Annotated in this window: 26 protein-coding genes; 14 read left to right on the plus strand and 12 right to left on the minus strand. The window is 67.9% G+C overall.

The features are described from left to right. Positions 1-186 precede the first annotated feature (186 nt). From BAU06_RS14630 to mltG, 5 genes are all read right to left on the minus strand, one after another. Positions 187-1,110, minus strand: coding sequence for an ankyrin repeat domain-containing protein (locus tag BAU06_RS14630; RefSeq protein WP_066350453.1), 924 nt, complete (start codon positions 1,108-1,110; stop codon positions 187-189). Between the two features lie 103 nt (positions 1,111-1,213). After that, positions 1,214-1,984: a TatD family hydrolase gene (locus BAU06_RS14635; RefSeq protein WP_066350460.1), complete on the minus strand. Its 771-nt coding sequence runs from the start codon at positions 1,982-1,984 to the stop codon at positions 1,214-1,216. A gap of 14 nt (positions 1,985-1,998) precedes the next feature. Then, on the minus strand, positions 1,999-3,066 hold the full coding sequence (holB, locus tag BAU06_RS14640) for a DNA polymerase III subunit delta' (RefSeq protein ID WP_066350463.1): 1,068 nt from the start codon (positions 3,064-3,066) through the stop codon (positions 1,999-2,001). Continuing rightward, complete coding sequence (gene tmk / locus BAU06_RS14645; protein WP_066350464.1) at positions 3,063-3,689, minus strand: dTMP kinase; 627 nt, start codon at positions 3,687-3,689, stop codon at positions 3,063-3,065. Before tmk ends, holB begins: the two co-directional genes overlap by 4 nt. Further along, complete coding sequence (gene mltG, locus BAU06_RS14650; RefSeq protein ID WP_066350470.1) at positions 3,686-4,708, minus strand: endolytic transglycosylase MltG; 1,023 nt, start codon at positions 4,706-4,708, stop codon at positions 3,686-3,688. The genes tmk and mltG overlap by 4 nt, the downstream gene beginning before the upstream one ends. Positions 4,709-4,937: 229 nt before the next feature. On the opposite strand from mltG, the gene ygfZ reads away from it, so the two are divergent. The 3 genes from ygfZ to BAU06_RS14665 all read left to right on the plus strand — a co-directional run bounded on the left by ygfZ (position 4,938) and on the right by BAU06_RS14665 (position 7,836). Continuing rightward, positions 4,938-5,936 carry a CAF17-like 4Fe-4S cluster assembly/insertion protein YgfZ gene (gene ygfZ / locus BAU06_RS14655; RefSeq protein WP_066350471.1) on the plus strand — a complete coding sequence of 333 codons (999 nt, stop codon included), beginning with the start codon at positions 4,938-4,940 and terminating at the stop codon, positions 5,934-5,936. A 175-nt stretch (positions 5,937-6,111) separates the two neighbouring features. Continuing rightward, positions 6,112-6,996, plus strand: a complete 885-nt coding sequence (locus tag BAU06_RS14660; protein ID WP_066350477.1) for an RHS repeat-associated core domain-containing protein — start codon at positions 6,112-6,114, stop codon at positions 6,994-6,996. Between the two features lie 15 nt (positions 6,997-7,011). Then, the gene (locus BAU06_RS14665) at positions 7,012-7,836 is read left to right on the plus strand and encodes an RHS repeat-associated core domain-containing protein (protein ID WP_066350478.1); all 825 of its coding nucleotides are present in this window, start codon (positions 7,012-7,014) and stop codon (positions 7,834-7,836) included. Between the two features lie 114 nt (positions 7,837-7,950). Here BAU06_RS14665 and proC read toward each other — a convergent pair whose 3' ends face one another. Further along, positions 7,951-8,787 carry a pyrroline-5-carboxylate reductase gene (gene proC, locus BAU06_RS14670; protein ID WP_066350479.1) on the minus strand — a complete coding sequence of 279 codons (837 nt, stop codon included), beginning with the start codon at positions 8,785-8,787 and terminating at the stop codon, positions 7,951-7,953. Between the two features lie 207 nt (positions 8,788-8,994). On the opposite strand from proC, the gene ugpB reads away from it, so the two are divergent. From ugpB to BAU06_RS14690, 4 genes are all read left to right on the plus strand, one after another. Next, on the plus strand, positions 8,995-10,308 hold the full coding sequence (gene ugpB, locus BAU06_RS14675) for a sn-glycerol-3-phosphate ABC transporter substrate-binding protein UgpB (RefSeq protein WP_066350480.1): 1,314 nt from the start codon (positions 8,995-8,997) through the stop codon (positions 10,306-10,308). A 170-nt stretch (positions 10,309-10,478) separates the two neighbouring features. Beyond that, positions 10,479-11,360, plus strand: a complete 882-nt coding sequence (ugpA, locus tag BAU06_RS14680; RefSeq protein ID WP_066350482.1) for a sn-glycerol-3-phosphate ABC transporter permease UgpA — start codon at positions 10,479-10,481, stop codon at positions 11,358-11,360. Positions 11,361-11,372: 12 nt separating this feature from the next. Further along, positions 11,373-12,224: a sn-glycerol-3-phosphate ABC transporter permease UgpE gene (gene ugpE, locus BAU06_RS14685; RefSeq protein ID WP_066350484.1), complete on the plus strand. Its 852-nt coding sequence runs from the start codon at positions 11,373-11,375 to the stop codon at positions 12,222-12,224. A 28-nt stretch (positions 12,225-12,252) separates the two neighbouring features. Further along, the gene (locus BAU06_RS14690) at positions 12,253-13,341 is read left to right on the plus strand and encodes a sn-glycerol-3-phosphate import ATP-binding protein UgpC (RefSeq protein WP_066350486.1); all 1,089 of its coding nucleotides are present in this window, start codon (positions 12,253-12,255) and stop codon (positions 13,339-13,341) included. Positions 13,342-13,385: 44 nt separating this feature from the next. Here BAU06_RS14690 and kefC read toward each other — a convergent pair whose 3' ends face one another. Then, positions 13,386-15,227, minus strand: a complete 1,842-nt coding sequence (kefC, locus tag BAU06_RS14695) for a glutathione-regulated potassium-efflux system protein KefC (protein WP_066350490.1) — start codon at positions 15,225-15,227, stop codon at positions 13,386-13,388. Next, on the minus strand, positions 15,220-15,774 hold the full coding sequence (gene kefF, locus BAU06_RS14700) for a glutathione-regulated potassium-efflux system oxidoreductase KefF (RefSeq protein ID WP_066350492.1): 555 nt from the start codon (positions 15,772-15,774) through the stop codon (positions 15,220-15,222). Before kefF ends, kefC begins: the two co-directional genes overlap by 8 nt. Positions 15,775-15,849: 75 nt before the next feature. On the opposite strand from kefF, the gene rocF reads away from it, so the two are divergent. From rocF to BAU06_RS14720, 5 genes are all read left to right on the plus strand, one after another. After that, positions 15,850-16,767: an arginase gene (gene rocF / locus BAU06_RS14705; RefSeq protein ID WP_066350494.1), complete on the plus strand. Its 918-nt coding sequence runs from the start codon at positions 15,850-15,852 to the stop codon at positions 16,765-16,767. Positions 16,768-16,887: 120 nt separating this feature from the next. Then, positions 16,888-17,292, plus strand: a complete 405-nt coding sequence (locus BAU06_RS14710; RefSeq protein ID WP_066350496.1) for a DoxX family protein — start codon at positions 16,888-16,890, stop codon at positions 17,290-17,292. Positions 17,293-17,624: 332 nt separating this feature from the next. Beyond that, on the plus strand, positions 17,625-17,765 hold the full coding sequence (locus BAU06_RS26880; RefSeq protein ID WP_197509301.1) for a hypothetical protein: 141 nt from the start codon (positions 17,625-17,627) through the stop codon (positions 17,763-17,765). A gap of 27 nt (positions 17,766-17,792) precedes the next feature. Beyond that, on the plus strand, positions 17,793-20,126 hold the full coding sequence (locus BAU06_RS26885) for a YXWGXW repeat-containing protein (protein WP_066350497.1): 2,334 nt from the start codon (positions 17,793-17,795) through the stop codon (positions 20,124-20,126). A 20-nt stretch (positions 20,127-20,146) separates the two neighbouring features. Further along, positions 20,147-20,695: a peroxiredoxin gene (locus BAU06_RS14720; protein WP_066350499.1), complete on the plus strand. Its 549-nt coding sequence runs from the start codon at positions 20,147-20,149 to the stop codon at positions 20,693-20,695. A gap of 7 nt (positions 20,696-20,702) precedes the next feature. Here the strand turns inward: BAU06_RS14720 and arsC are convergent, their stop codons facing one another. The 3 genes from arsC to BAU06_RS14735 all read right to left on the minus strand — a co-directional run bounded on the left by arsC (position 20,703) and on the right by BAU06_RS14735 (position 23,326). After that, positions 20,703-21,056 carry an arsenate reductase (glutaredoxin) gene (arsC, locus tag BAU06_RS14725; protein WP_066350509.1) on the minus strand — a complete coding sequence of 118 codons (354 nt, stop codon included), beginning with the start codon at positions 21,054-21,056 and terminating at the stop codon, positions 20,703-20,705. Positions 21,057-21,153: 97 nt separating this feature from the next. Next, entirely contained in the window at positions 21,154-22,602 is a 1,449-nt protein-coding gene (locus BAU06_RS14730) for a CoA transferase (RefSeq protein WP_066350511.1), read from the minus strand. A 400-nt stretch (positions 22,603-23,002) separates the two neighbouring features. Continuing rightward, the gene (locus BAU06_RS14735) at positions 23,003-23,326 is read right to left on the minus strand and encodes a tetratricopeptide repeat protein (RefSeq protein ID WP_156770235.1); all 324 of its coding nucleotides are present in this window, start codon (positions 23,324-23,326) and stop codon (positions 23,003-23,005) included. Between the two features lie 158 nt (positions 23,327-23,484). Between BAU06_RS14735 and BAU06_RS14740 the strand changes: the two genes are divergently transcribed. After that, the gene (locus BAU06_RS14740; protein WP_066350515.1) at positions 23,485-23,970 is read left to right on the plus strand and encodes a glutathione peroxidase; all 486 of its coding nucleotides are present in this window, start codon (positions 23,485-23,487) and stop codon (positions 23,968-23,970) included. Between the two features lies 1 nt (position 23,971). Here the strand turns inward: BAU06_RS14740 and BAU06_RS14745 are convergent, their stop codons facing one another. Next, positions 23,972-24,838: an HpcH/HpaI aldolase/citrate lyase family protein gene (locus BAU06_RS14745; RefSeq protein WP_066350522.1), complete on the minus strand. Its 867-nt coding sequence runs from the start codon at positions 24,836-24,838 to the stop codon at positions 23,972-23,974. Between the two features lie 152 nt (positions 24,839-24,990). Here BAU06_RS14745 and BAU06_RS14750 point away from each other — a divergent pair, with 152 nt between their 5' ends. Continuing rightward, positions 24,991-25,962, plus strand: coding sequence for a Bug family tripartite tricarboxylate transporter substrate binding protein (locus BAU06_RS14750; RefSeq protein WP_082993701.1), 972 nt, complete (start codon positions 24,991-24,993; stop codon positions 25,960-25,962). Positions 25,963-25,971: the final 9 nt, after the last annotated feature.

Consider the following 25,971-nt stretch of genomic DNA (forward strand, 5'->3'; position numbering starts at 1 on the left):
CGTAGGCGGCAGCCGGCTGCCGGCAGCCGGGAGCCGGCAAGGCGGCAAGGCGGCAAGGCGGCAAGGCGGCAAGGCGGCAAGGCATCGGTGGTCGGAGTGCCGGAATGTGCCAGCCCCCGCACCGCCGCAAAGCGCCGGGCCGCCGGCGCGGAGCGCCCGCGCCGGGCCGACGCCCGCTGGGGCGACTCAGCGCGCGCTGCCGCCGTTTTTCGGATCCAGGCGGATCCCTTCCACGCCCTTGAGCGTGGGCTGGGCCTGGCCGTCGCCGCCCGGCGACGCATTCGCGGGCACGGGCGGAACGGTCGCCGCGCCCGTTGCCGGCGTGCCGGACGCCGTATCGGCGGCGGGCGCATTCGGCGCCGGGCTCGCGGCCCCCGGCGTCGCGGCCGTTGCGGGCGCGCCGCCCGCGGCACCCACCCCCCGCGCCATCGCATCGCGCCGTGCCTGGAGCTCGGACGAAGCCTGGCTCAGGTAGGTCGCCAACTCCTGATGCCTGGCCGACGAGGCCCACGCGGCCGCGTCCAATCCCTGCAGGTTGTGCGTCGTGGGATCGGCGCCGGCCTTCAGGAGAAGGTCGACCATGTCACGGCTGCCGGAAAGCCCCGCCATCATCAGCGGCGTGGTGCCATCCGGCCCCGGCGCATTGACAATGGCCCGATGCGCGAGCAATAGCTGGGCGACGTCCATCTGGCCCTTGGACGCCGCGTAGTGCAAGGGCGTCCACCCCAGCCGGTTGACCTGCGCGCCACGGGCGATCAGCGCCTTCGCGCGGTCCGTCTGGCCCTGGATCGCCAGGTACATCAGGGGCGTTTCGTCATGATCGTTGCTGGCATTGACATCGGTTCGACGGTCGGCGGCCAGCACATCGTAGACATGCCAGGCGCCGTCGCGCACCGCCTGCATGATGGCCGGCTGACCCTTGATGCGCGTGTTCGGATCCCAGCCCTGCGCCAGCAATGCGCGCATATCGTCGGCGCGGTCGTTCGCCACCACCACAGGGGCGTTGGCGGGATTTTCCGCGTGGACGGCCGGCGCCAGGGCCAGCGCCACCAGGCCCGCGGCGGCAAGCGTCAGTGCGGAGCGCGATCCCGGGAAAACTTTTCCTTTCATATCAGCTCCTTATGGGAACATCCGAAGGCATTGGATGAAGTTCTGACGGATCCGGGCCACAGTCCGTGATCGCGATGCCGGACAATTCAGGCAAAACCTTAGATCACCGATCTATCTTGCTGAAAAGCTGGAAGAAATTCTCGGTGGACGCATGCGCCACCTCAGCAACCGGCCGGCCCTGCAGGTCGGCGATTTTCTCGGCGACGTGGATCACCTTGGAGGGATCGTTGACCTTGCCGCGATAAGGCACGGGCGCCAGATACGGTGAATCCGTTTCGATCAGCAGCCGGTCCAGCGGCATGCGCGCCGCCACGTCGTGCAGGACGGCCGCGTTCTTGAAGGTAACGATGCCGGAAAGCGAGATGTGGAAGTTCAGGTCCATCGCGGCCTGCGCCACATCCCAGGATTCGGTGAAGCAGTGCATGACCCCGCCGACCTCTTCGGCGCGCTCTTCGCGCAGGATCCGCAGGGTGTCCTCGGCCGAGGACCGCGTATGGACGATCAGCGGCAGCCCCGCATCGCGGGCCGCGCGGATATGCGTGCGGAAACGGTCCCGCTGCCAGTCCAGCGGTTCGCTCAGCCGGTAATAGTCCAAGCCGGTTTCGCCGATGGCCACGACCTTGGGATCGGCGGACAGCTCGACGAGCTCTTCCGCGGACGGATCCTGGGTTTCCTCGTAATCGGGATGCACGCCGACGGACGCCCACAGGTTGCGGTGCGGCTTGACCAGGGCCATCAAACCGGGCCAATCCGGCATGGCGACGCTGACGACCAGGGCATGGGTGACCTGGTTGGCCGCCATGCGATCCAGGATGTCCGGCAGGTTTTCCGCCAGTTCGGGGAAGTTCAGGTGGCAGTGCGAATCGACGTACATGGGTTGCGACGGTATCAAGCCTGGCAGGATAGCACCACGCGTTGCAGCGCGGCATGGGCGAACAGCTTGGCGTTCAAGGGGTGTCCGGCCAGCGCGCGCTGGCGGGTCAGCCAGCGCCCGGCTTCGGCCAGCCTGGCCGGATCGGCGCGGGCCGCCGTACGCGCCACGGCCGCGGCCAGGGCGGGGAAATAACGGGAGGGCGCGCCGGCGCCGGCCAGCATCAGGTCGACGTAGAAGCGCTGCAGGGCATCGATCCACTGCGCCGCCGGCAGCTTGTCCAGCACGTCGGCCAGCGCGCCGACGTCCGGCGACTGCCCTTGCGACAGCGGGCCGGCAAGCTGCTCCAGCCACGGCGGGCAGGCGCTTTCTTCCGTGCGGGCCAGGCGCAGCGCGCCCAGCGGCGCGCCGCCAGCGGCCGCCAGCCAGGATGCCGCGTCCTCGATGCCCTGGGCTTGCAGCCACTGCAGCGCGTCCTGGGGCGAAGGCGCGGGCAGCGGCAGCCGCCGGCACCGTGACAGCAGCGTGGGCAGCAGGCGATCGGGCGCATCGGCCACCAGCAGGAAAACCGTGTGGGGGGGCGGTTCCTCCAGGACCTTCAGCAGGGCATTGGCCGAGATCACATTCAGGGACTGCGCCGGATACAGCAGCGCCACCCGCCAGCCGCCCCGGTGCGTGGCCGTGTTGAACCAGGATTCCAGCCCGCGGATCTGGTCCACGCGAATATCCTTGGACGGCGCGCGCTTGGCGGTCCCGCCGGCCGCGCCGGCGCCGGCCGCCGCATCCCCGTCTTCGGAGTCGGCGGCCGCCTCGGCGCCCTCTTCCAGCGCGACGGCTTCGGGCCGGATGCGCCGCAGGTCGGGATGATTGCCGCTGGCCACCCAGGCGCAGGCGGCACACTCGCCGCAAGCCAGGCCTTGCCGCGGCGATTCGCACAGCAGGCTGGCGGCCGCGGCGGCCGCGAACTGCAATTTGCCGATACCGGCCAATCCGTGGATCAGCCAGGCGTGGGCGAAACGCTCGCGCTGGCCCAGCCAGGCGCGCGCGGTGTCGCTTTGCCAGGGAAGGAATTGCGCCAGGCTCATCGCGCCGCGTCCACCAAAGCGCGGATCTCCGCCCGCAGCTGCTCGCGTATCGTCGGGATGTCGCGGCTGCCGTCCACGATATGAATGCGCGAGGGATACTGCCTGGCTCGCGACAGATACACATCGCGGGTGCGCTCGAAGAACGCCGCGCCCTCGCTTTCGAAACGGTCGGGGCTGCGGGCATCGGCCAGGCGCGCGCGCGCCACTTCCAGCGGCACGTCGAAAAGCCAGGTGCGGTCGGGTTGCAGGCCGGGATGCACCCACTGCTCCAGCGCCGCCACGCGCGCCACGCCCAGCTGGCGCCCGCCGCCCTGGTAGGCGTAGGTGGCGTCCGTGAAGCGGTCGCACACCACCCAGTCGCCACGCGCCAGGGCCGGCTCGATAACCTGCCGGATATGCTCGCAGCGCGACGCGAACATCACCAGGGTCTCGGTATCCAGGCCCATGGCCTCGTGCAGGACCAGGTCGCGCAGCCGCTCGCCGAACGCGGTGCCGCCCGGCTCGCGAGTGGTCACCACCGCCACGCCGTAGCCGCGCAGCGTTTCCGCCAGCCATTCCGTGTGCGTGCTTTTGCCCGCGCCGTCCACGCCTTCCAGGGTGATGAATTTTCCACGTGGCGTCATGGCGCGCGATCCTTGCCCAATATGTAGCGCGAGACGTTGCGATTGTGATCGGACAGCGTCGCGGAGAACTCGCTGGTGCCGTTGCCCCGCGAGACGAAGTACAGGTAATTGTGATGGGTCGGCCGCACCGCCGCCAACAGCGCGGCGCGGCCCGGGCTGGCGATGGGCGTGGGCGGCAGGCCCGGGCGGGTGTACGTATTCCAGGGCGTGTCGGCCTGCAGGTCGCGGCGGCGGATGCGGCCCTGGTAGGTGTCGCCCATGCCGTAGATCACGGTGGGATCGGTCTGCAGCGGCATGCCCTCGCGCAGGCGGTTGATGAAGACGCCCGCCACGCGGCCGCGGTCGGCCGTATCGCCGGTTTCCTTTTCGATGATGGACGCCAGGATAAGCGCCTGGTAGGGCGTGGCCAGCGGCAGATCGGGATCCCGCTCGGCCCAGGTCCTGGCCAGGATGCGCTGGCCTTCCTGGTAGCCGCGGCGCAGCAGGTCGAAATCCGTGCTGCCGGGCGTGAACACATAGGTGTCGGGAAAGATCAGCCCTTCCATGCTGGGCGCGTCCGAACCCAGCCGGCGCAGCAGCTCCGCATCGTCGACATCGCCCAGGGTCTGCTTGATGTCGGGATTCTCGCGCAGCGCCTGGCGGATCTGCTTGAAGGTCCAGCCCTCTACCAGGGTGATCTGGCGCTGCGTCATGTCACCGCGCGCCAGGCGTTCCAGCAGCCGCCACGGCGTATCGCCCTGGATGGCCTGGTAGCCGCCCGCCTTGATGAGCTTGTCCCGCTCGCTCAGGCGCGCCATCCAGACGAAGCCGTCCTCCCACAACGGCACGCCGGCGGCGTTGAGCGTGCGCGCGACCATGCGCGGGCTGCTGCCCGGATCGACGACGAAGTCCACCCGCTCCGCCGGCAGGCGCAGGGCGTGATGCATCCAGTACCAGGCACCGCCGCATGCCGCGGCGGCGGCCAGCACCAGGACGAGCAGAAAGGAAAGCAGAAGGGTTAAGGCGGATCGCTTCTTCATGAGACCCAGCAGTTTAAAGGATTACATCGGCCGGCTTCGCCGGCGAGCAGGCCGGCGATACCCGCCGCCGGCCGGGACCTGCGGCCGTCACCTTACCCACCTGCGGCCGTCCCCTAATCCCTGATGACAACAGGCCTGAACCGCGGCCCGGCCAGCGCGCGGCGGTATCATCGAGACTTTCCGGATCCCATGTCGCTGCCGCGGCCTGCCCTGCCTCCGCCCTACCCTTATGACCGACCGACCCGCCGTTTCTCCCTCCCAGGACACTCGCATCTACCGCGCCGATCTGCCGCTGCTGTGCATGGTGACCGCCAGCGGCGCCGACGCCATCGACTTCCTGCACGGCCAATTGACCCAGGATGTCAAGGGACTGGCGCCCGACGCCGCGGCCCTGGCCGGCTATTGCACCGCCAAGGGCCGCCTGCTGGCCACGCTGGTGATGTGGCGCCCGGCCGCCCCCGCCGCGGACGATCCCCAGGCGGCGCGGCTGCATGCGCTGGTGCGCGCCGACGTCGCCGAGCCGCTGCTCAAGCGCCTGCGCATGTTCGTGCTGCGCGCGAAAGTGACGCTCTCCACCGCGCCGGCCCGGGTGACGGGCGTCTGGACGGACGGCGATGCGGCCGCGCTGGAGGCCAGCGCCGGCGGCAGGCTGCCCCGTGAACCATGGCGCCGGGCCGACCTGCCCAGCGGCACCTGGATCGCCGCGCCGTCCGCCGCCGGACTGCGCTGGTGGTGGATCGCCACGGACGCGCAGCGACAGGCCGCCGCGGCTTCCGGCGCCGCGTTCGCCGACGGGGATGCGCACATTTGGTACGCCGCCGACCTGGCGGCCGGTATTCCGTGGGTGGGCGTCCCGGCCCAGGACCTTTTCACGCCGCAAATGGTGAACCTGGACCTGCTCCAGGGCGTCAGCTTCACCAAGGGCTGCTATCCCGGCCAGGAAGTCGTGGCCCGCAGCCATTACCGCGGCACGATCAAGCGACGCATGGCCTATGGCATCGTGGTCGAACCGGCAGCCGCCGCGGTGGCCGTGGGAACGGACGTATACGACGCCGCCGACCCCAAGGAACCGTGCGGACGCGTCGTCGATGCCGTGAACGGCTCGAACACCGCGATCCTGTTCGAAGTCACGCTAAGCGCCTTGTCGTCGGGGCAGTTGCGCGTGGGCAGCGCGGATGGCCCCGCGATACAGCCGCGGCCGCTCCCCTACCCGCTCGAACAGGCCTAGGCTGGTAACCCGCCCGGCCTGCCGCGCGACCGCGCCACGGCCGCCGGAACGCCGCGGCTCGCACAGTTCTGTTGCAGAACATTATGCGTGGCGTGCCCGTCGGGCGCGCCACTTCCCCTATGCTGCCCATGCCGCGGCGCGCTTGCAGCCGCATTCCCACGACCAGGGCACAGACATGGCTCGCATTCCATCCGCGCACTACGCCGGCTATCTGGCCGATGGCCCGGCGGGAGCCTATGCCCTGGGCAATGGCTACCGCGTCTACCTGCCGTGGCTGATGCGCTTCGCCGCGCCGGATAGCTGGAGCCCGTTCGGTCCTGCCGGCGTGCACCCCTATGCCTATTGCGGGGACCAGCCGGTCAGCCGGGCCGATCCGGGCGGACATATGGACCTGGCGTTCGACATTACCTTCGACACCGCAGCGCTGGCCGATCGGGCAAACGGGCGCCGACCCAGGGGCGTATTGCCCGTTCTGCAGGAGGAAACAGAGGAAGACCTTGCGCGCGAGGAATTCGGCGAAGCCCCTCCTCCCGCGCGGGACACGGGGCCAGGGCTCCGCTCTTCCCGGGATTTCGACCGGGAAGCCGGGCGTATCGATCGATTCTCCGTCTTGCGCCGTGCCTCGCGCCGAAGGGGCACGCGCCCTACCTTGCCGCTGAATGCGCCGGACGATGCCGCCGCGGCTGCCCACGAGACGATTCCCGGCCAGTCCGCCGCGTGGCAAGAGGGCAACCCGTCGGCGTCCGCCGCCGATGGCGGCCCGCCGCCGAACGCCCCCGTTCCTGACCAGGCCCTATCCGTGCACCAGGCGCAGCGCCGTGGCCCGGGCAATCCCGGGCCACGCCATAGCCGCGCCCGGAACATCGCGTCGGCGATAGGCGGATCGCAGGCGTCGATTGCCAAGGTCCTGGACGACCCGCCCCCCGGCTACGGGGACTATGTGGCTGCCGACATCTCCATGCAAGAGAATCGCCAGAGATTCCCATATGGCGGCTATGCGCCTCTCCCCTACCCCGGCCTGCCCTCGCCACAGGGCGACGACATGCCGGCTGGACAGTGAAGCGCCCGTAGCACCATGATGAAACCTCCATATCCCGGCTATGCCGGCTATCCGGCCGACTCCAACACCGGGGGGCATGCCCTGGGCAACGGCTACCGGCTCTACCTGCCCTACCTGGCGCGGTTCACCGCCCCCGACGACTGGAGTCCATACACGAAGGCGGGCCTTAACGCGTACGCCTATTGCATGGGCCAGCCGGTCGGCATGTCGGACCCGAGCGGCCACTTCAACGTGCCGATTCTTGAACAGGTGATGCGGTCCTTGCTGGATCGGCCTCGAAGGGCGGCCGCGGACACCGTTGTCGATGCGTCCGCCGACGTGCCCAGGCGCCCGGCCGGCGATCCGCCCCGGCCTCGCGGTGGACTATTGAATGGAGCAAATCGACGGGTGCGCAGGGCCCTGGACCGCATGTTGCAGGAACTATCCGCCGATCGGCAGCCTGCGCCAGCCGAAAACGTGCTCGCGGCTGCCGACATCCGCCCGCGGCCGGGACCGCCCCCGGACGGGCAAGGGTCCCTCGCCGTCCTCAACGCGCAGAACAGCGCCAGCCACGCCGGCGGCAATCCCGCTCATGCGCCTGCCGCGGCGGCAAATGCCGCGCCGCCGGTGGACACGGGCGGACTCGCGCCCGTGCCCCCATACGAAGCCGCCATGAACGCACCGCTACCATCGGAAGCCCTGGCGGACTATATAAACAGGGAGGCGGCGATGCATCAGGCGGCAACCCTGCCCCCTTACTCGTTCGGCCGGCGTGAGCCGGTAGGCGTGCTGGAGCACTTCGTGGTGGGCATGAGGCAATTCGCGCCTGGCCTGGATAGTGGCACCGTCTCCGACGAATAAGGCAGGCCATGTGGGTACCGATCTCCCGGCCGGGTTGGACGCCGCCGGGCCGCCCCGCCGCGATGGAGGCGGGCTGCGAGCCGCCGGTGGCGGAACCGCGCGCCCGCTACGGCATCAGGCCTTGCCGAAATCGTCGGCCAGCTCGCGGGAGCGCTGCGCCGCCGCCTGCATCGCGGAAGAAATCAGCCCCATGAAATCGCCATCTTCCAGGACTTTCAATGCGGCCGCCGTCGTGCCGCCCTTGGAAGTGACGCGATCGCGCAGGACGGAAGGGGGATCGTCGGATTCCCGGGCCAGGCGCGTCGCCCCCGACAAGGTGGCGAGCGCCAGCTCGCGGGCCTGCTGGGCGTTCAACCCGACTTTCTGGCCGCCCTCGATCAAGGCCTCGATGAAGCGGAAGACGTAGGCCGGGCCGCTGCCGGACAAGGCCGTGACGGCATCGATGGCGGCGTCGTCGTCCACCCATACCACCCTGCCGACCGATGCGAGCATGGCTTCCGCCAGTTGGCGTTCCTGGGCCGCGACACCGGGCAGCGCCAGCATGCCGGTCACGCCTTCCCCCACCAGGGCGGGCGTATTGGGCATGCAGCGGACCAGTTTGGGCCAGGGAGCGGCATCGCCGCCCAGCCAGCCCGCCAGCACATCGCCGCGGATGCCGGCCGCCACGCTGAGCACCAGCGTGCCCGCGCGCAGCCACGGGCGCGAGGCCTTGACCGCATCGCGCATGAACTGCGGCTTGACCGCGTAGAACCACACATCGCACCGCGCCAGCCGCTCGTCGGGCGCCGTGGCCGCGGTGGCGCCGCGCGCCACCCAGGCAGCCTGGGCGTCCGTATTGATATCGATGACGTGGAAGTTTTCGGGCGGGCAGATTTTGCCGGCCATGCCGGCGCCCAGGGCGGAAGCCATATTTCCGCCGCCGATAAAGGCGATATGCAGGTTCTTGTCCATGGGGCAGGATTGTAAACGGGACGGCTGGGCCCCACGTCCGCCGCGGTGCTGGGCCTTACGCCAGGGGCGGCTGTAGGACAAGCCCTATTTGACAGCCCGAGGTCGCGGTGTAACAGTCACGAATTCGTCACAAACAATTCATATGGTGTCGGGCTGCTTGCACCCTACCCGGGTCAGCGGCCATCGCAATCCACGGAGGAATCATCCATGCGATCCCATCGCCTCGCGCTCGTCGCGGCGTCCTTGCTTACCGCTTTTGCCGCCACCTCGGCGCAAGCGGCCACCGAAATCCAGTTCTGGCACTCCATGGAAGGCGCGCTGGGCGACCGTGTCAACGAAATCGTCAACGACTTCAACAAGAAGAACCCCGACTACCAGGTCAAGGCCGTCTACAAGGGCAATTACGGCGAGTCGATGAACGCCGGCATCGCGGCGTTCCGCGCCGGCAATGCGCCCGACATCCTGCAGGTCTTCGAAGTGGGCACCGCCACGATGATGTACGCCAAGGGCGCCATCAAGCCGGTGCAGCAGATGTCCGAGGAAGCGGGCGAACCCCTCGATACCAAGGATTTCATCGGCGCGGTGGCGGGCTACTACTCCTCGCCGGACGGCAAGCTGGTATCCATGCCCTTCAACAGCTCGACGGTGGTCTTCTACTACAACAAGGACGCCTTCCAGAAAGCCGGCCTGGACCCCGAAAAGCCGCCCAAGACCTGGGAAGAACTGGCGGCCGACACCAAGAAGCTGAAGGCGGCCGGCGTGGAATGCGGCTACACCACCTCGTGGCCGTCCTGGGTGCAGCTGGAAACCTTCTCGGCCTGGCATAACGTGCCCTACGCCACCAAGGACAACGGCTTCGGCGGCCTGGACGCGCGGCTGGCCATCGACTCCCCGCTGCACGTGCGGCACATGCAGTTCCTGGCCAACCTGGCCAAGGACGGCGAGTTCATGTACGGCGGGCGCGGCGACGATCCCAACGCCCTGTTCATTTCCGGCAAGTGCGCGATGATCACCGGCTCCAGCGGCCTGCGCGCCAACATCATGAAGAACGCCAAGTTCAAGTTCGGCACGTCCACCCTGCCGTACTACTCGGACGTCAAGGGCGCCCCGCAGAACACCATCATCGGCGGCGCCTCGCTGTGGGTCTTCGCCAACAAGAAGCCCGACGTCTACAAGGGCGTGACGAAGTTCTTCAAGTACCTGTCCAGCCCGGAAGTGGCGGCCAAGTGGCACCAGCAGACGGGCTACGTGCCGGTCACCAAGGCGGCCTACGAGCTGACGCAGAAGCAGGGTTTCTATGACCAGAACCCGGGCACCGATGTCGGGGTGAAGCAGCTGAACGTCCAGACCACGGCGCAGTCGCGCGGCGTGCGCCTGGGCTATCTGCCGCAGATCCGCGAGATCGAGGACGCGACGATCGAGCAGATCGTTTCCGGCAAGGTAGGCGCGGAAGCCGGTCTCAAGGAGGCAGCCAAGCGCGGCAATGACCTGCTCGAGAAATTCGAAAAAAGTGTAAAGTAGCGGCCTTTTTCGGGACCGTGTAAGACCAAGTCGCGGCCCCAGCCGCGACTTGGCGTTACAAGGACACGATCCGCGGCGCCGGAACGATGCGCTCGGGAATTGCTTACCCCCGGAATATTTCACGTTTTTTATGCGTCCGCGGCCACCCCGCGCCGCGATAGCTGGCAACCATGGAAAAACGCGTCGTTTTCGGCCACAAGCTCCTTCCCTATCTGCTGCTCCTGCCGCAGCTCGCCATCACGGTCGTGTTCTTCTTCCTGCCGGCCGGCCAGGCGATGTGGCAATCGCTGCATGTAGAGGATCCGTTCGGCCTGTCCTCTACCTTTGCCGGCCTGGCGAACTTCACCGACCTGTTCAAGCAGGCCACCTATATCGATTCCTTCAAGGTCACCGCGGTGTTTTCGCTGCTGGTGGCCGTGGTCGGGCTGTCGGTGTCGCTGCTGCTGGCCGTCATGGCCGACCGCGTCATCCGTGGCGCCGGCCTGTACAAAACCCTGCTCATCTGGCCCTACGCCGTCGCGCCGGCCGTGGTGGGCGTGCTGTGGCTGTTCCTGTTTTCCCCCGCCGTCGGCATCCTGGCCGTGGCGCTGACCAAGCTGGGCGTGGCCTGGAATCCGCGCCTGGACGGCGCGCAGGCCATGCTGCTGGTGCTGATCGCCTCCGTCTGGAAGCAGATCTCCTACAACTTCCTGTTCTTCCTGGCCGGCCTGCAGTCCATCCCCCGATCGCTGATCGAGGCGGCCGCCATCGACGGCGCCGGACCGACGCGCCGGTTCTGGAGCATCGTCTTCCCCCTGCTGTCGCCAACGACCTTCTTCCTGCTGGTGGTCAACGTCATCTATGCCTTCTTCGATACCTTCGCGGTGATCGACACGACGACCCAGGGCGGTCCCGGCACTTCCACGGCGATCCTGGTCTACAAGGTGTACAGCGACGGCTTCCGCGGCCTGGACCTGGGATCCTCGGCAGCGCAGTCCGTGGTGCTGATGGTTATCGTCGTGGCGCTTACCGTCATCCAATTCCGCTATATCGACCGCAAGGTCCAGTACTGATTCAGAGGCTTTATGGTTGAGCGCCGTCCCTGGCTGGATATCCTGGCCCACGCGATACTGCTCTGCGGCGTGGCCGTGGTGGCTTTCCCGCTCTATGTCACTTTCGTGGCGTCCACCCAGACGGCGCAGGAAGTGGCCAACGCACCGATGTCGCTGGTGCCCGGCTCGCACTTCGTCAGCAACTACATCCAGGCGCTGTTCGCCGGGTCGGGCGGCGGGTCCAGCGGCGCGCCGGTCGGCCGCATGCTGTGGGTCAGCCTGGTCATGGCGCTGACCATTTCCATCGGCAAGATCGTGATTTCGCTGCTGTCGGCCTTCGCGGTGGTGTATTTCCGCTTCCGCGGGCGCATGTTCTTCTTCTGGATGATCTTCGTCACGCTGATGCTGCCGGTGGAGGTCCGCATCGCGCCCACCTACAAGGTGGTGGCGGACCTGGGCCTGCTGAACAGCTATGCCGGCCTGACGCTGCCGCTGATCGCCTCGGCCACCGCCACCTTCCTGTTCCGCCAGTTCTTCCTGACCGTGCCGGATGAGCTGGTCGAGGCCGCGCGCATCGATGGCGCCGGCCCCATGCGGTTTTTCCGCGACGTGCTGATGCCCTTGTCGCGCACCAGCATCGCCGCGCTGTTCGTGATCCAGTTCATCTACGGCTGGAACCAGTACCTGTGGCCCCTGCTGATCACCACGCAGGAAGACATGTATCCCATCGTCATCGGGATCAAGCGCATGGTCAGTGGCGGCGACAGCGTCACGGAATGGAATATCACCATGGCCACGGCCATGCTGGCGATGCTTCCTCCCGCGCTGGTCGTGATCCTGATGCAGAAGTGGTTCGTCAAAGGCCTCGTGGACACTGAAAAGTGATCGCCGCCGCAACTCACCGAATCTACGTATGGCTACTCTAAGCTTTCGCAACGTCAAGAAAACCTACGCCGGCAACATTCCCGTCATCCATGGCATAGACGTGGACATCGCCGACGGCGAATTCGTCGTCATCGTGGGGCCTTCGGGGTGCGGCAAATCCACGCTGATGCGCATGGTGGCCGGACTGGAAACCGTCACCAGCGGCGAGATCGCCATCGATGGCCGGACCGTCAACGACCTGGAGCCGGCCGAACGCGATATCGCCATGGTGTTCCAGAACTACGCCCTGTATCCGCACATGAGCGTGTTCCAGAACATGGCGTACGGCCTGAAGATCCGCAAAATGCCCAAGGACGAGATCCGCCGCCGGGTGGAGATCGCGGCCGACATCCTGGAGCTCGGGCACCTGCTGGAACGGCGGCCCCGCCAGCTGTCCGGCGGCCAGCGCCAGCGCGTGGCCATGGGCCGCGCCATCGTGCGCGAGCCCAAGGTGTTCCTGTTCGACGAACCGCTGTCCAACCTGGACGCCAAGCTGCGCGTGGCGATGCGGCTGGAACTGCTGAAGATGCACCGGCGGCTGGGCACCACCAGCCTGTACGTCACGCACGACCAGGTCGAGGCCATGACCCTGGCCCACCGCATGATCGTCATGAACAAGGGCGTGCCGGAGCAGATCGGCACGCCGATGGAAGTCTTCGAGCGGCCGGCTTCGACCTTCGTGGCGGGTTTCATCGGGTCGCCGCCCATGAACCTGATCCCGGTGAACGTGCAGGGCGACGGCACGATCAAGACCGCCGCCGGCATGGACCTGGCGATCAAGCCCACCGACGTGCCGGCCCCGGCACGGGGCCGTGCCGCCGTGCTGGGCCTGCGCCCCGAGCACATGGTGCTGAACGCCCCCGGCATGCGCGTGGAAATCGAAATGGTGGAAACGCTGGGCTCGGAACAGCTGGTGCATGGACGCTGCGGCGATGCCGACGTGGTCGTGCGCTGCACCACCCGCCAGCTGCAGGAAGCCACCATCAAGCCCGGCGACCAGATGAATATCGGCCCGGACGGCCGTCATCCGCTGCACTGGTTCGATCCCGACAGCGGCAAGCGCATCCAGGGCACCTGAACGCGCATCGCGGGCCCGCGGCCGCTCGCGCCGCCGCGGCCGGCTCAGGCGGCCTGGTCCTGCGCTTCCGGCTCCGGCGCCGGCTGGCCGCCCCACGGGACCCGGTGCGCCGCGCGCGATAGCTCGCGGTCGCGCGAGATCGATTTCTCCAGCGTATCCTGCGCGCGCCGCGCTACCGTGATGCGGAAACCGTCGTCCTCGAAGCGCGGGGCGGTTTCCTCCAGCATGTCGATGTTGTTGCGCCGGAAGGCGTCGGCCACCTCCTTGGCTTCGTAGGCGCCCATGCCCAGGGCCTCCAGCGCCTTGCGTCCGACCAGCAGGGAAGATTCGAACAGCTCGCGTTCCACGATTTCGATGCCGCGTTTGCGCAGCTGGAAATAGTGCACGGCGTCGCGCGCCCGCGCGACCACCCGCAGGTTGGGAAAGTCCCGCTGCACGACGTCGATCAGGCGCAGGCTGTCGGAGACGTTGTCGATGGCGTTGACCAGCAGCTCCGCCCGCGCGGCCCCCGCGGTTTCCAGCAGGTCCGGCCGCGTGGCGTCGCCGTAGAACACCTTGGTGCCGAATTTGCGCACCGTGTCGATATTGTCCGGGTCGTGATCCAGGATCACCACCTTGACCCCATTGGCCAGCAGGAGGCGGCCGGCGATCTGGCCGAAGCGGCCGAAGCCGGCGATGATGACGCGCGCGCCGTCGTCCTCGATACGGTCGGCGGCCCGCGTGCTCTTGGGCCGGCGGCGTTCCCAGGCGTCCAGCACGGCCAGGATGACCGGCGTGGCGGCCATCGACAGCGCCACCACCAGCGTCAGGACGCGCGACCAGTCTTCGGGCAGGACGTCGGCGGCGCGCGCCGTGGAAAACACCACGAAGGCGAATTCGCTGCCCTGCCCCAGCAAGGCGGCGAACATCAGGCAGCGGCCGCGCGCTGCGCCGAAGACGCGGCCCAGGGCGAAAAGCACGGCGAACTTCAGCACCAGGAAGCCGGCCAGCATGCCCAGGATCAGCAGCGGTTGGGCCAGCAGCGTGCCGAAGTCGATGGACATGCCGACGCCCATGAAAAACAGCCCCAGCAGCAGGCCCTTGAACGGCTGGATATCGCTTTCCAGCGCATGGCGGTATTCCGAGCTGGCCAGCAGCACGCCGGCCAGGAAGGCGCCCATCGCCATGGACAGGCCCGCATGTTCCATGAGCTCGCCCACGCCGATCACCAGCAGCAGCGCCACCGCGCTGAAGACCTCGCGCAGGCCGGAACGGGCCACGAAGCGCAGCAGCGGACGCGCCAGATAGCGGCCCACCACCACGGCCACGGCCAGCGCGGCGACGATCTTCAGGGCCGCCAGGCCTATCGTATCGCCGCCCTCTCCCGCCTCGCCGCCGGCCAGCAGCGGAATCATGGCGATCATCGGAATGGCCGCCAGGTCCTGGAACAGCAGCACCGAGAACGAGCGCTCCCCCAAGGTGGTCTGGAGCAGGCTGCGTTCGCCCATGGCCTGCATGGCCACCGCGGTGGATGACAGGGCCAGTGTCATTCCCACCAGCGCGGCGATGGGCCAGGCCAGCCCCAGCCAGGCCATGAAGGCCGCCAGCACCGCGCCGCACAGCCCGACCTGCAGCGCGCCGCCGCCGAACACCGGTACCCGCATGCGCCACAGCCGGCGCGGATCGAGCTCCAGCCCGATCAGGAACAGCATCAGGACCACGCCGATCTCGGCGAAGCCCAGGATTTGTTCGGGGTCGTCGACCAGGCGCAGGCCCCAGGGGCCGATCACGCAGCCGGCGATCAGATAGCCCAGCACCGATCCCATGCGCGCGCGCATGGCCAGCGGCACGAAGATCACCGCGGCGGCCAGGTACTCCAGGCCTTCCAGCAGGAATTGCTTATCCATGGGTGGCCTCCGTCATGGCCGCGCGGGCGGGCGCCGCGTGCCCGGACAGGAGCTCGCGATAGCGCGCGGCCACCGCGCCCAGTTCCGCGCCATCCAGCGTCACGGCCCCATGCACGGCATAGGGCGGCAGCCACCGCATCCCGCACAATTCGGCCGCGCTGCGCAAAGGCTGCCCCAGCACGGCAAGGTCCGTGTCGGCACAGCGCGTGAAATCGCCGGCCGCGCCGCCCGTGGTCACGGTCCAGAGCACCGGCTTGCCGCGCAGCGCGTCGCCGTCCTCGCCGTAGGCCCAGCCGTGTTCCAGCACCTTGTCCATCCACTGGCGGAACAGCGGCGGCGTGCCGTACCAGTGCATGGGATGCTGCCATACGACCAGGCTGGCGTCGGCCAGCGCGGCCTGCTCGGCGGCCACATCGATATCGAAGTCCGGATAGCGCTCGTACAGCGAGCGGACCCGCACGTCGGGCAGGTCTTCCAGCGCTTGCAGCATGGCACGGTTGGTGCGGGAATGCCGCGGATATGGATGGGCGTATACGATTAGGATCATGTAGATATCCTGCCGGGACGGCGATGTGGCTTCACCGCGCATGTTAGCCGCGAGCGGGTGTTTCGGGAGCAAAGGATGACGGACACGATCGATCTCATCGGGGCGCCCACCGACGTCGGCGCCAGCATACGGGGCGCGTCGATGGGGCCGGAGGCCCTGCGCGTGGCCGGCCTGCAGGCGGCCCTGGCCCGGCACGGGCTGGCGGTCAACGACACGGCCAACCTCTCCGGGCCGCCCAACCCGTCCAGCGCCGCGCTGGCCGGCCTGCGGCACCTGGACGAAGTCGTGCAATGGAACCGGGCGGTCTACCAGGCCGTCCTGGCATCGCGGCGCGCCGGCCGCTTCCCGGTGCTGATGGGCGGCGACCACTGCCTGGCGATCGGCTCCATCAGCGCCGTCGCCCAGCACTGCCGCGAAACAGGCCGGCCGCTGATGGTGCTCTGGCTGGACGCCCACGCCGACGCCAATACCCACATCATCAGCCCGACCGGCAATATCCACGGCATGCCCATCGCCTGCCTGTGCGGCGACGGGCCCGATACGCTGACCCGCCTTGGAGACGGCCACCCCGCCGTTCCCGACCCCGGCATGATCCGCCAGATCGGCATCCGCAGCGTGGACGCCGAGGAAAAACAGCAGTTGCGGGCGCTGGGCATCAAGGTATTCGATATGCGCTACATCGACGAGAACGGCATGCGCCAGACCATGGAGATGGCCCTGGCGGGCATCGGCGGCGACACGCACCTGCACGTCAGCTTCGACGCGGACTTCCTGGATCCCGTCGTCGCCCCGGGCGTGGGGACACCCGTCCTGGGCGGCCCGACCTATCGCGAGGCGCAATTGTGCATGGAGATGATCGCGGACACCGGACGGCTGGCCTCGCTGGACCTGATGGAGCTGAATCCGGCCAGGGATATGCGCAACCAGACGGCCGAGGTCGTCGTGGACCTGGTCGAAAGCCTTTTTGGAAAATCCACCCTGATCCGGCCATAGGTGTCAAAGCGTCAAGAAGATTTGTCATAATTGTGGAGCTCGTTCCGGCGCCGCGCGGATGCACCGGGTAGTGCCACCGGCACAGGCGCCGTCCCCCATCGACCCACAGAGAACAACTCAATGAACCGACACGACGACGCAGCAAAACTGATTCTTCGACTGACTCTTGGCATTCTCGTCCTGCTGCACGGCATCTCCAAAATGACCCACGGCGTCGGGTCCATCGTGGGCATGGTGCAGGCCCAGGGCTGGCCCGGCTTCACGGCATACTTCGTGTATGTCGGCGAGGTCATCGCGCCCATCCTGATCATCGCCGGGCTCTTCACGCGACTGGGCGCGCTGCTTATCGCCATCAACATGCTGGTGGCCATCTTCCTGGTGCATCACTCGCAACTGTTCATGCTCAATGGCCAGGGCGGCTGGCAGCTGGAACTGCAAGGCATGTTCTTCTTTACCGCCGTCGCCATCGCCTTGATGGGCGCGGGGCGCTTCAGCGTGGGCGGCACGAGCGGCCGCCTCAACTAGCGCCCGCCTCTTTGCGCGGACCGACGGTCCGCCGAGCCTACCGGCCGCTCCCCGGGCCCCGCGGCGTACAGGCGCGGGGCCTTTTCATGGGCCTCGCACATCGCCGCGCGACGTTTCCGGCAACCCGGGTTTCCGCCTGGGGACATGCAATGCCGTGTGATGCGCCTCACGCATGGATGCACTTGCGGGCGGGGGCGACACAGCCTGTACCGGGCGTAGGAATTCGTAACCCCGCAGGCATTTCAAAACGATTTCAAAGCCATCCGGAACAAGGCAGGATGCCTACACTGGCTCGCATGTCGCGCATCGCGGCGGCATCACAGGAGTCAGGCATGAAGAAGCTGATTGCAGTCTTGGCGGTAACCAGTACCTTGGGCGGCTGTGTGGTCGTGCCGGCGCGGCCGGCTTACTACCACCGCCCCGCGCCGGTCTATTACTATCCGGCGCCCTATCACTACTACTACGGCTACTGACAAGGCGGGCGAAGATGGAGGGGTGTCATGGACGCAAGTTTTCCTCCGCGCATCGGGCGCTGGGCGATGGGGGCCCTGCTGGTCTCGGCGGGCATGTCGGGCGTCGCGCCGCTGCGCGCGCAGACCAGCGCCGTCCAATATTCCACCTCGGTCCCGGGCGGGACCGCGATTCCGGTTCCTCCGCAAGCCCCGCAGGCGCCTGAATACCGGCAGCAAGCCCCCGTCTATCAACCGCAGGCGCCCATCTACCAGGGCAACGGCGCCTATACCCAGGATCCAGCCGGCGCCGCCTATCCCCAGGACGTGCCCGGCCAGGCGGCGGCGTCGCCCGACGGGCAAGCCTACACCGCCCCCGCCGTGGCGCAACCGGCCTCCGGCGAGAATGCCGACGGCGGCAACGATCCCGCGGACGCGAACCTGGCGGCCCTGGACAGCTCCCCCGAACCGCCGCCTCCCCTGCCCGCGTACGAGCAACCGCCCGCGCCGGGCGACGGCTACATGTGGGTTCCGGGCTATTGGGCGCGCAACGCCTACGGCTTCTATTGGGTACCCGGCGCCTGGGTACTCGCGCCTTTCGTCGGCGCGCTCTGGACCCCGGGCTACTGGGTCTACATCGCGCCGGTGTATCGCTGGCGCAGCGGCTACTGGGGGCCGCACGTGGGCTACTACGGCGGCATCGACTACGGCTACGGCTACAACGGCAGAGGCTACGTGGGCGGCTATTGGCGCGACCGGCACTTCTACTACAACCGGGACGTGACGCGCATACTCCCCGGCAAGACCCGCTACGTCTACAGCCATCCCCACCCTATCGGCAAGCCGGCCGGTCCCCGGGTCAGCTATTACGGCGGGCCGGGCGGCCTGCAACGCGGCCCCGACCCGCGCGAAGACGCCGCGCGGCATGACCGGCATACGTCGCCCTTGCCCACGCAGGCGGACCTGAACCGCCTGGCCGGACGCGACCGCGACCAGTACATGTCGGTGAATCGCGGGCGGCCGCCCCAGCCGGCCTTGGCCCATCCCGTGGGCAGTCCGGACAACAAATGGACGCCACGCGGCTGGAGCAAGCCCCCGGGCCCCGTGCAGGGTGCGACCCCATCCCCGCCGGGACGCGATCCTCGCGCACCCGGCGCGAGCGCGGGCGGGGGCCGCGGCAACGGACACGGGGCCGGGCCCGACGCGTATGGATCCGGCAATCCATGGGGAGCCGGCCCGCGTCCGTATGGGCCTGGTGCGCCGTCCCATGGGCCAGGGCCGGGTTCATATGGGCCGGGCGGCAATCCGCAGGGTCCGGGCGGAGGCCCCAAGAGTCCTGGCGGCGGCCCGCAGGGGCCGGGCGGTGGACCGCAGGGGCCGGGCGGCGGCCCGCGGGGCACGCTCGACCCGCCCTGGGCCGGCCAGAACGTCCAGGTCGCGCAGATGGAAACACAACAACGCCAACTGGAACGCCGGCTGCGGACCCAATCGCGGCAGGCCGGCGAACAAAGGCAGCAGTTGCGGGAACGCCTGGCGCAAACCGCGCCGACCTATACGCAGCAACTGCAGCAACAGCAGCAGATGCAGCAGGAGCAGCTCCGGCTGCAACAGCAGCTGCAGCAACAGCAGTTGCAGCAGCGCGGAGACCAACAACAGTTCCAGCAGCGGCAATTGCAGCAAGCGCCGCTGCCTTCCGCGCCGGGGGACATCGACTTCCAGCAGCAGCTGCGCCTGCAGCAGCAACGGCAACAGCAACAGCTGCAGCAACAGCAGTCGCAGCAAAGGCAACAGTTGCAGCAGCAGCAATTCCAGCAGCGTCAACAGCAGCAATTGGAACAGCGGCAACAGAACCAGCGCGACCAGTACCGCCAACTGCAGCAGGACCAGTTCCAGCAGCGCCAGCAATTCCAGCAGCAGCAATACCGCCAGCAACAGCTGCAGCAGCAACAACAGCAACAGCAATTCCGCCAGCAGCAGCTCCAGCAGCAGCAACAGCAACAGCAGTTCCGCCAGCAGCAACAACAGCAGCAGTATCGCCAGCAGCAATACCGGCAACAGCTGCAACGCAGCAACCAGCGGGAAGGCGACGCGCGGCAACAGGCCGTGCGCCAGGAATACTATCAACGCCAGCAGGCCGTTACGCGGCAGCTGGCGGCGCAGCAACGGCAAATCGCGCAGCAGGAAAGGCTGCGCCAGCGCGAGCAGAATCTATCGCGGCAACAATGGCAAACGCAGCAGCGCGACACCCAGCGGGATCTCGCCCGGCATTACAATGCCCAGCGCCGGGAGATCCAGGGCCAGCAGGCAATGCCGCGCCAGGTGCAGGGTCGCCAGGACGCCTATCGCCAGATGCGCGCGTCGCAGCCACGCCCGACGCCACGCTAGAACCGGAAACCGAGGCCGCCATGAAAAAATCCGCCGCCGCGTTGTCGCTGATCGCCGCCCTTTGGGCGGCCCCCGCCGCACACAGCGCCCTGCCGATCGGCGCACCGGCGCCGGACTTTTCCACGTCCGCCGCGATGGGCGGCGAAGTTTTCAGGTTTTCCATGGCCGACGCGCTGCGCGCCGGCCCGGTGGTGCTGTACTTCTACCCCGCCGCGTTCACCGCGGGCTGCACGGTCGAAGCGCATAACTTTGCCGAGGCCACGGACCAATACCGCGAACTGGGTGCCAGGGTCATCGGCGTGTCATCGGATGGCATCGACGTGCTGCAGCGCTTTTCCGTCAGCGCCTGCCAGAGCAAGTTCGCGGTCGCCGCGGATGCCGACCAGCGCATCATGAAAGCCTACGACGCGGTGCATGACCGCAACCCCGAACGCGCGCAGCGCATCTCGTACGTGATCGTGCCGCCCGGCCGTGTGATCTATTCCTACACGGACAGCAATCCCGACCGTCACGTCGCCAATACGCTGGACGCGCTGCGCCAATGGCGCCAGCAAAAGGCGCAGCAGTAGGCCCGTCCTATTCCGGCAGGATCTCGTGCACCACTTCGGCGGGCCGGCACAGCCGCGTGCCCTGGGGCGTCACCACGAAGGGCCGATTGATCAGGACGGGATGCTCCAGCATCGCATCGAGCAGGCGTTCGTCGCTGACCCCAGGCGCATCCAGGCCGAGTTCCTGGTAGATGGGCTCTTTGGCGCGGACGGCATCGCGCACGCTCAGGCCCGCCTGTGCGATCAAGGCCTTCAGGGTCTCGCGCGACGGCGGCGTTTTCAGGTATTCCACGACGGTGGGCGTAACGCCCGCCTGGCGCAGTGCTTCCAGAACGGTGCGGGAGGTACCGCAGCGTGGATTGTGATAGATGGTGGTGGACATGGCGGGACCTGTACGAATACGCGCCGCGGCGCGGGGTCGCAAGTCTACCCCTTGCGCGGACGCCCTGCCAGGGGACGTTTACCGCAGGTAACAGCTGCTAATTGAAGGGCCACACCGTTGGATTGGTGCCGGGCGGCACCGATGGCCGAAGCCATTTGGCGGGGGTGCTGGAAAACCGCGCGGCATGACGCACCGCGACAAGCTGGCCAAATCCCGATGCGGTTTCCTCCAGGTAGCCGTCCAGTCCCGGCATGGGCGCCGCCAGGCCGTTGGCGACGCGCGGCAAGCCGCGCAACCAGCGCGCCGTCTGGGCCAGCGAGACACGCACATGCCAGCTACCGCCTTCGGTGGCCTGCCGCGCCAGTGCCGCCTGGGCGCCGAAGGCCATCAGGTAGCCACTGGCGTAGTCCAGTATTTGAACCGGCAGGGGACGCGGCGCTTCCTGGCCGGCGGCCTGGGCTTCGGCATGGTTGAAGCCGCTGGCGGTCTGCACCAGGGAGTCGAAGCCGCGCCGGCGCGCCCAGGGGCCCACATGGCCGTAGGCGGACAACGATACATAGACGATGCCGGGCCGCAGGCGCGCCACGTCCTCGGGCCCGAAGCCCTGCGCCTCCAGGGCGCCCGGGCGGTAGCCCTGCACGAAGACATGCGCGCTGCGCAGCAGATTGCCCAGCGTGATGCGGCCGCTGGCGGTCTCCAGGTCCGCCACCACGGAGAGCTTGCCTCGGCTGGTCTCGGCGATGGCGTTGATGTTCGGCAGGTTCGGCGAGTTCAACAGCATCACGTCCGCGCCGTAGGCGGCCAGCGTGCGGCCGCATACCGGCCCGGCGATGATGCGGGTAAGGTCAAGCACGCGGATGTCCTGCAGCGGACGCGGGTCGTGGCCATACCGCGGCAATGGGCGTTCCGGCGCATCGCCGATACGTTCGATGGAAACCAGCGGCAGCTGCGACACCGCGATGCCTTGCGGATGGCGGTCCCATTCGTCGAAGGTACGCAAGGCGGCGACCACCAGGCCGGCATCCGCGGCGGCCTGTTCGAACTCCAGGGCATTCCAGCGCGACAGCGCGCGTTCGACGGCGCGGCGCTCCACCGTGGCGCCGGTCGGACAGCCCAGCAGCGCGAGGGCGCCGTCGCGATGGTGGGCGAAATTGGCGTGTATGCGAACCCAATTGCCGTCGCCGCAGCGGTAGACGCCGGTGATCTTGTCCCAGCTGCTGGGCTGCACCCCGTCAAGGGTGAAATAGCCACGCGTTTCCTGCGCCGCGTGCCGCATGTCCACCGAGACGCGCTGGCGGCGGCCGCCGCGCATATGCCAGATTTCGCCGGCGGCCAGCGCCGCGGCCGCCATACTGCATTGAGCGGCCATGCCCACGGAAAACGACGAGGGAAGAACGGGATCCGCGCCTGGCAGGTCGATGTAGCCGAGCGCCTCTTCCGGCATATCGGCCATCTGCCACAAAGCAGCCAGGGCACCGTGCGTTGACTTACGACTGGAAGAAGCCCCTCTGAAGAAGGGCGGACGTAGATCCATCAGATATCCCATTGCGCCTGGCCGTACTTATCCCAGCGCATTACAAATCCGCGACTACCAGAGCGTCAACATGGTACGGCGCGGCGCGTGTTTCACGGTTTGACCGCCCCGCGGCGCGCGGCGGCGCCGCAGCGAGGCAGCACTGTTCGCGATGCGGGCCCAGTGGTCACATCTGTTTTCGTTTTGCAGCTCAAACCTACGCGAGCGCGGCGCCTATTGTGACGCGCTTCCAACACTCGCGGAACCCCGCACACCCGCTTGCGGTGGCTCGCTGGACGGACGTTCGCGCAGACTTCGCAATAGATCGCAAGCCAGGGTAATAGTCGCGGCGAGCACGCACGTCGATAAGCCGCGTGGATGAAAACCTATGGCCGAAGCCGCGACCGGTTCGCCGCGCGTGGCGAACCGGCCATCATGCACGGTCGAGGCGACGCAGGAATACGGCGACTTCCTTCACCACCTGCGCATCCCCATGCGCACCGGCCACGATGGAGGCGCGCTCCCATGCTTCGCGCGCGCCTTCGCGGTCTTCCCGGCCCAGGCGCGCCTTGCCCAGCCATTTCCAGGCGACGGAGTAGTCCGGATCGTAGGCCACGGAAGTTTCCAGGTGCTCGCAGGCCTTGTCGAACTCGCCGGCCTCGGCGTACGCCTTGCCCAGGGTATAACGCAACAGCTTGTCATCGCGGCCCGCGGCCAGCATGGCTTCCAGGCGCTGTGTGATTGATCCCGTCGTCATGGCGCTTCCCTCCATCGTTCGTACGCAACGATACCGCTTTCCGGCTGCGCCTTTGCTACTCGGCCGATTCCCTTGCGCGGGCGCGCCTCCCGGCGCCGTGGCCGCGTTCTACAATGCGGCGATCCAGCGTGACGACATCACTCCCAGAAGCGCGTTCCATGACCCAGCTTGCCGACTTTTCCGCCCGCGATATCGATGGCGTGCAACGCTCCCTGAACGACTACGCCGGACAGGTGGTATTGATCGTGAACGTCGCGTCGCGCTGCGGGTTCACGCCGCAATACGCGGGGCTGGAAGCGCTGTACCGCGAGCATCGCGAGGCCGGCTTCACGGTGCTGGGTTTTCCCTGCGACCAGTTCCGGCATCAGGAGCCGGGCGACGAAGCCGAGATCAAGCGCTTCTGCAGCCTGCATTACGAAGTCACCTTCCCGCTGTTCTCCAAGATAGAAGTCAACGGCGGCGGCGCCCATCCGCTTTACCGGTGGCTCAAGCGCGAACGGCCGGGCCTGCTGGGAACGCAGGCCATCAAGTGGAATTTCACCAAGTTCCTGGTGGGACGCGACGGCCAGCCGATCCGGCGCTATGGCCCGGCGGTCAAGCCGGATGCCCTGGCGCCGGCCATCGTGGCGGCATGCGGGACCTAGCCTAGGGGATCATGCCGGCGCGGCGCGCGGTTTCCACCAGTCGCTCCGCGCCCGCGATGAAAGGGCCGTCCACCAGGCGGCCGTCCACCACGAAGGCGCCGGTGCCCTTTGCGAGATAATCCCGCGCGGCCTGCACCACGCGCAGCGCGTGCTCCACGTCTTCCCGCGCCGGCATGAAGACCTCATTGGCGAGCGGGACCTGGGTGGGATGGATGCAACTCTTGCCGGCGAAGCCCAGGTCGCGTGCCGCCGCCGCATCGGCGCGATAACCGTCGGGGTCGGCGATATTGACGAAAGCGCCGTCGTAGGCGTCGATGCCGGCCTCTCCCGCGGCCAGGCGCACCTGCATGCGCACGTGCTGCACCATGGCCGGATGTCCCTGGCGTATGCCCAGGGGGGCCAACAGGTCGCCGAAGCCGATCTGCAGGCCCGACACCCGCGCATGCGCGCCAGCGATCTCGGCCGCCCGCCGCAATCCGCGCGGCGACTCGATATTGGCCAGGATGCCGATGGGCCGCTGGATGCCACGCTCGTCTTCCAGGCGTTCCAGCAGTTGCACCGCGGCCAGGACGGTATCGGGATGCTCCACCATCGGCAAGTTCAGCAGGCGCAGCGCCGGCCATGCGACGGCTTCGACATCCGCGCGGAAATGCGGCGTATCGATCGCGTTGCAACGCACCACGGCGATCTTGCCGGCCAAGCCCGCGGGCGCCGATTGCAGCCACGCCGACAACGTGGCCCGCGCTTCGGCCTTGCGGCCTTCCTCCACCGCGTCTTCCAGGTCCAGGGATATCGCGTCGGCGGCGCTGGCCAGCGCCTTGGCATAAAGCTCCGGTCGCGATGCCGGAACGAATAGTTTGCTGCGCATGGTGCCGTCCTCCTTGTGGTCCGCCCGGACCGCGCAGGCCGGGTAAATCCTCATTTTGTGAATTGTAGACAATTAACAAAGTCGGGCATAGACTGCGTTCAGCCAAAGCGAAAGTACAGCAACGATCCTCTGCCGATGCGGGAGCGCTCCCCATGATCCATCGCACGCTGAAGTCCCTGTTGATGTTGCCCCTGATGTGGGCAGGCCTGCACGCGCTGCCCGCGCAGGCCGCCGATGCATGGCCGACCCGACCGATACGCATGATCGTGCCCTTCGCGCCCGGCGGTAGCAACGATGTCATCGCGCGCAAGCTGGCGGAACGGCTGACGCCCATACTGGGACAGTCGGTGGTCGTGGAGAACCGTGGCGGCGCGGGCGGCGTGATCGGCGCCAACGCCGTGGCCACGGCCCCGCCGGACGGCTATACCTTCCTGTTCGTGTCCGGCTCGCTGGCCACCACGGCCGCTGTGCAGAACACGCCCTACGATCCGCTGAAGGCCTTCACGGCGGTGTCGCGCGTTGCCACGGCGCCCTTCGTGGTGCTGACGCGCGAGGGATTTCCCGCCACGACGCTGCCCCAGCTGATCGAATATGCCAAGGCCAATCCGGGCAAGATCAACTACGGCAGCGCCGGCCTGGGCGACAGTACGCAGCTGGCCACGGAGCTGCTGAGCAATATCGCCGGCATCAAGATGCAGGCGGTGGGATACAACGGCATCGCGCCCGCGCAACTCGACCTGCTGGCCGGACGCCTGGACTTGATCATCACGACCATCGCGGCGATCCGCGGCACGGCGTCCGAGAAACTGCCCAAGCTCGCCTTCACCACGGCGCGGCGCGATCCGGAGTTTCCGGATGTGCCGACCGCCAAGGAAGCGGGCCTGGATTACGTGGTGGATGTGTGGTGGGGCGTGTTCGCGCCGCGCGATCTGCCGGCCGCTATACTCGCCCGCATGAACGGCGCCATCGCCCAGGTCGCCGCGGAACCGGCCTTCGCGGCCTTTTTGAAAACCTCCGGCGCGCAGGCCACGCCGTCCTCGCCGCAGGCGTTGCAGGAAACCCTGGCGCGCGACCTCGCGCGTTGGACGGACACCGCGCGGCGCGCCGGCATACGCCAGAACTGAATGCCCTCT

The organism is Bordetella bronchialis (genome assembly GCF_001676705.1).
GTDB classification, from domain to species: domain Bacteria; phylum Pseudomonadota; class Gammaproteobacteria; order Burkholderiales; family Burkholderiaceae_B; genus Bordetella_C; species Bordetella_C bronchialis.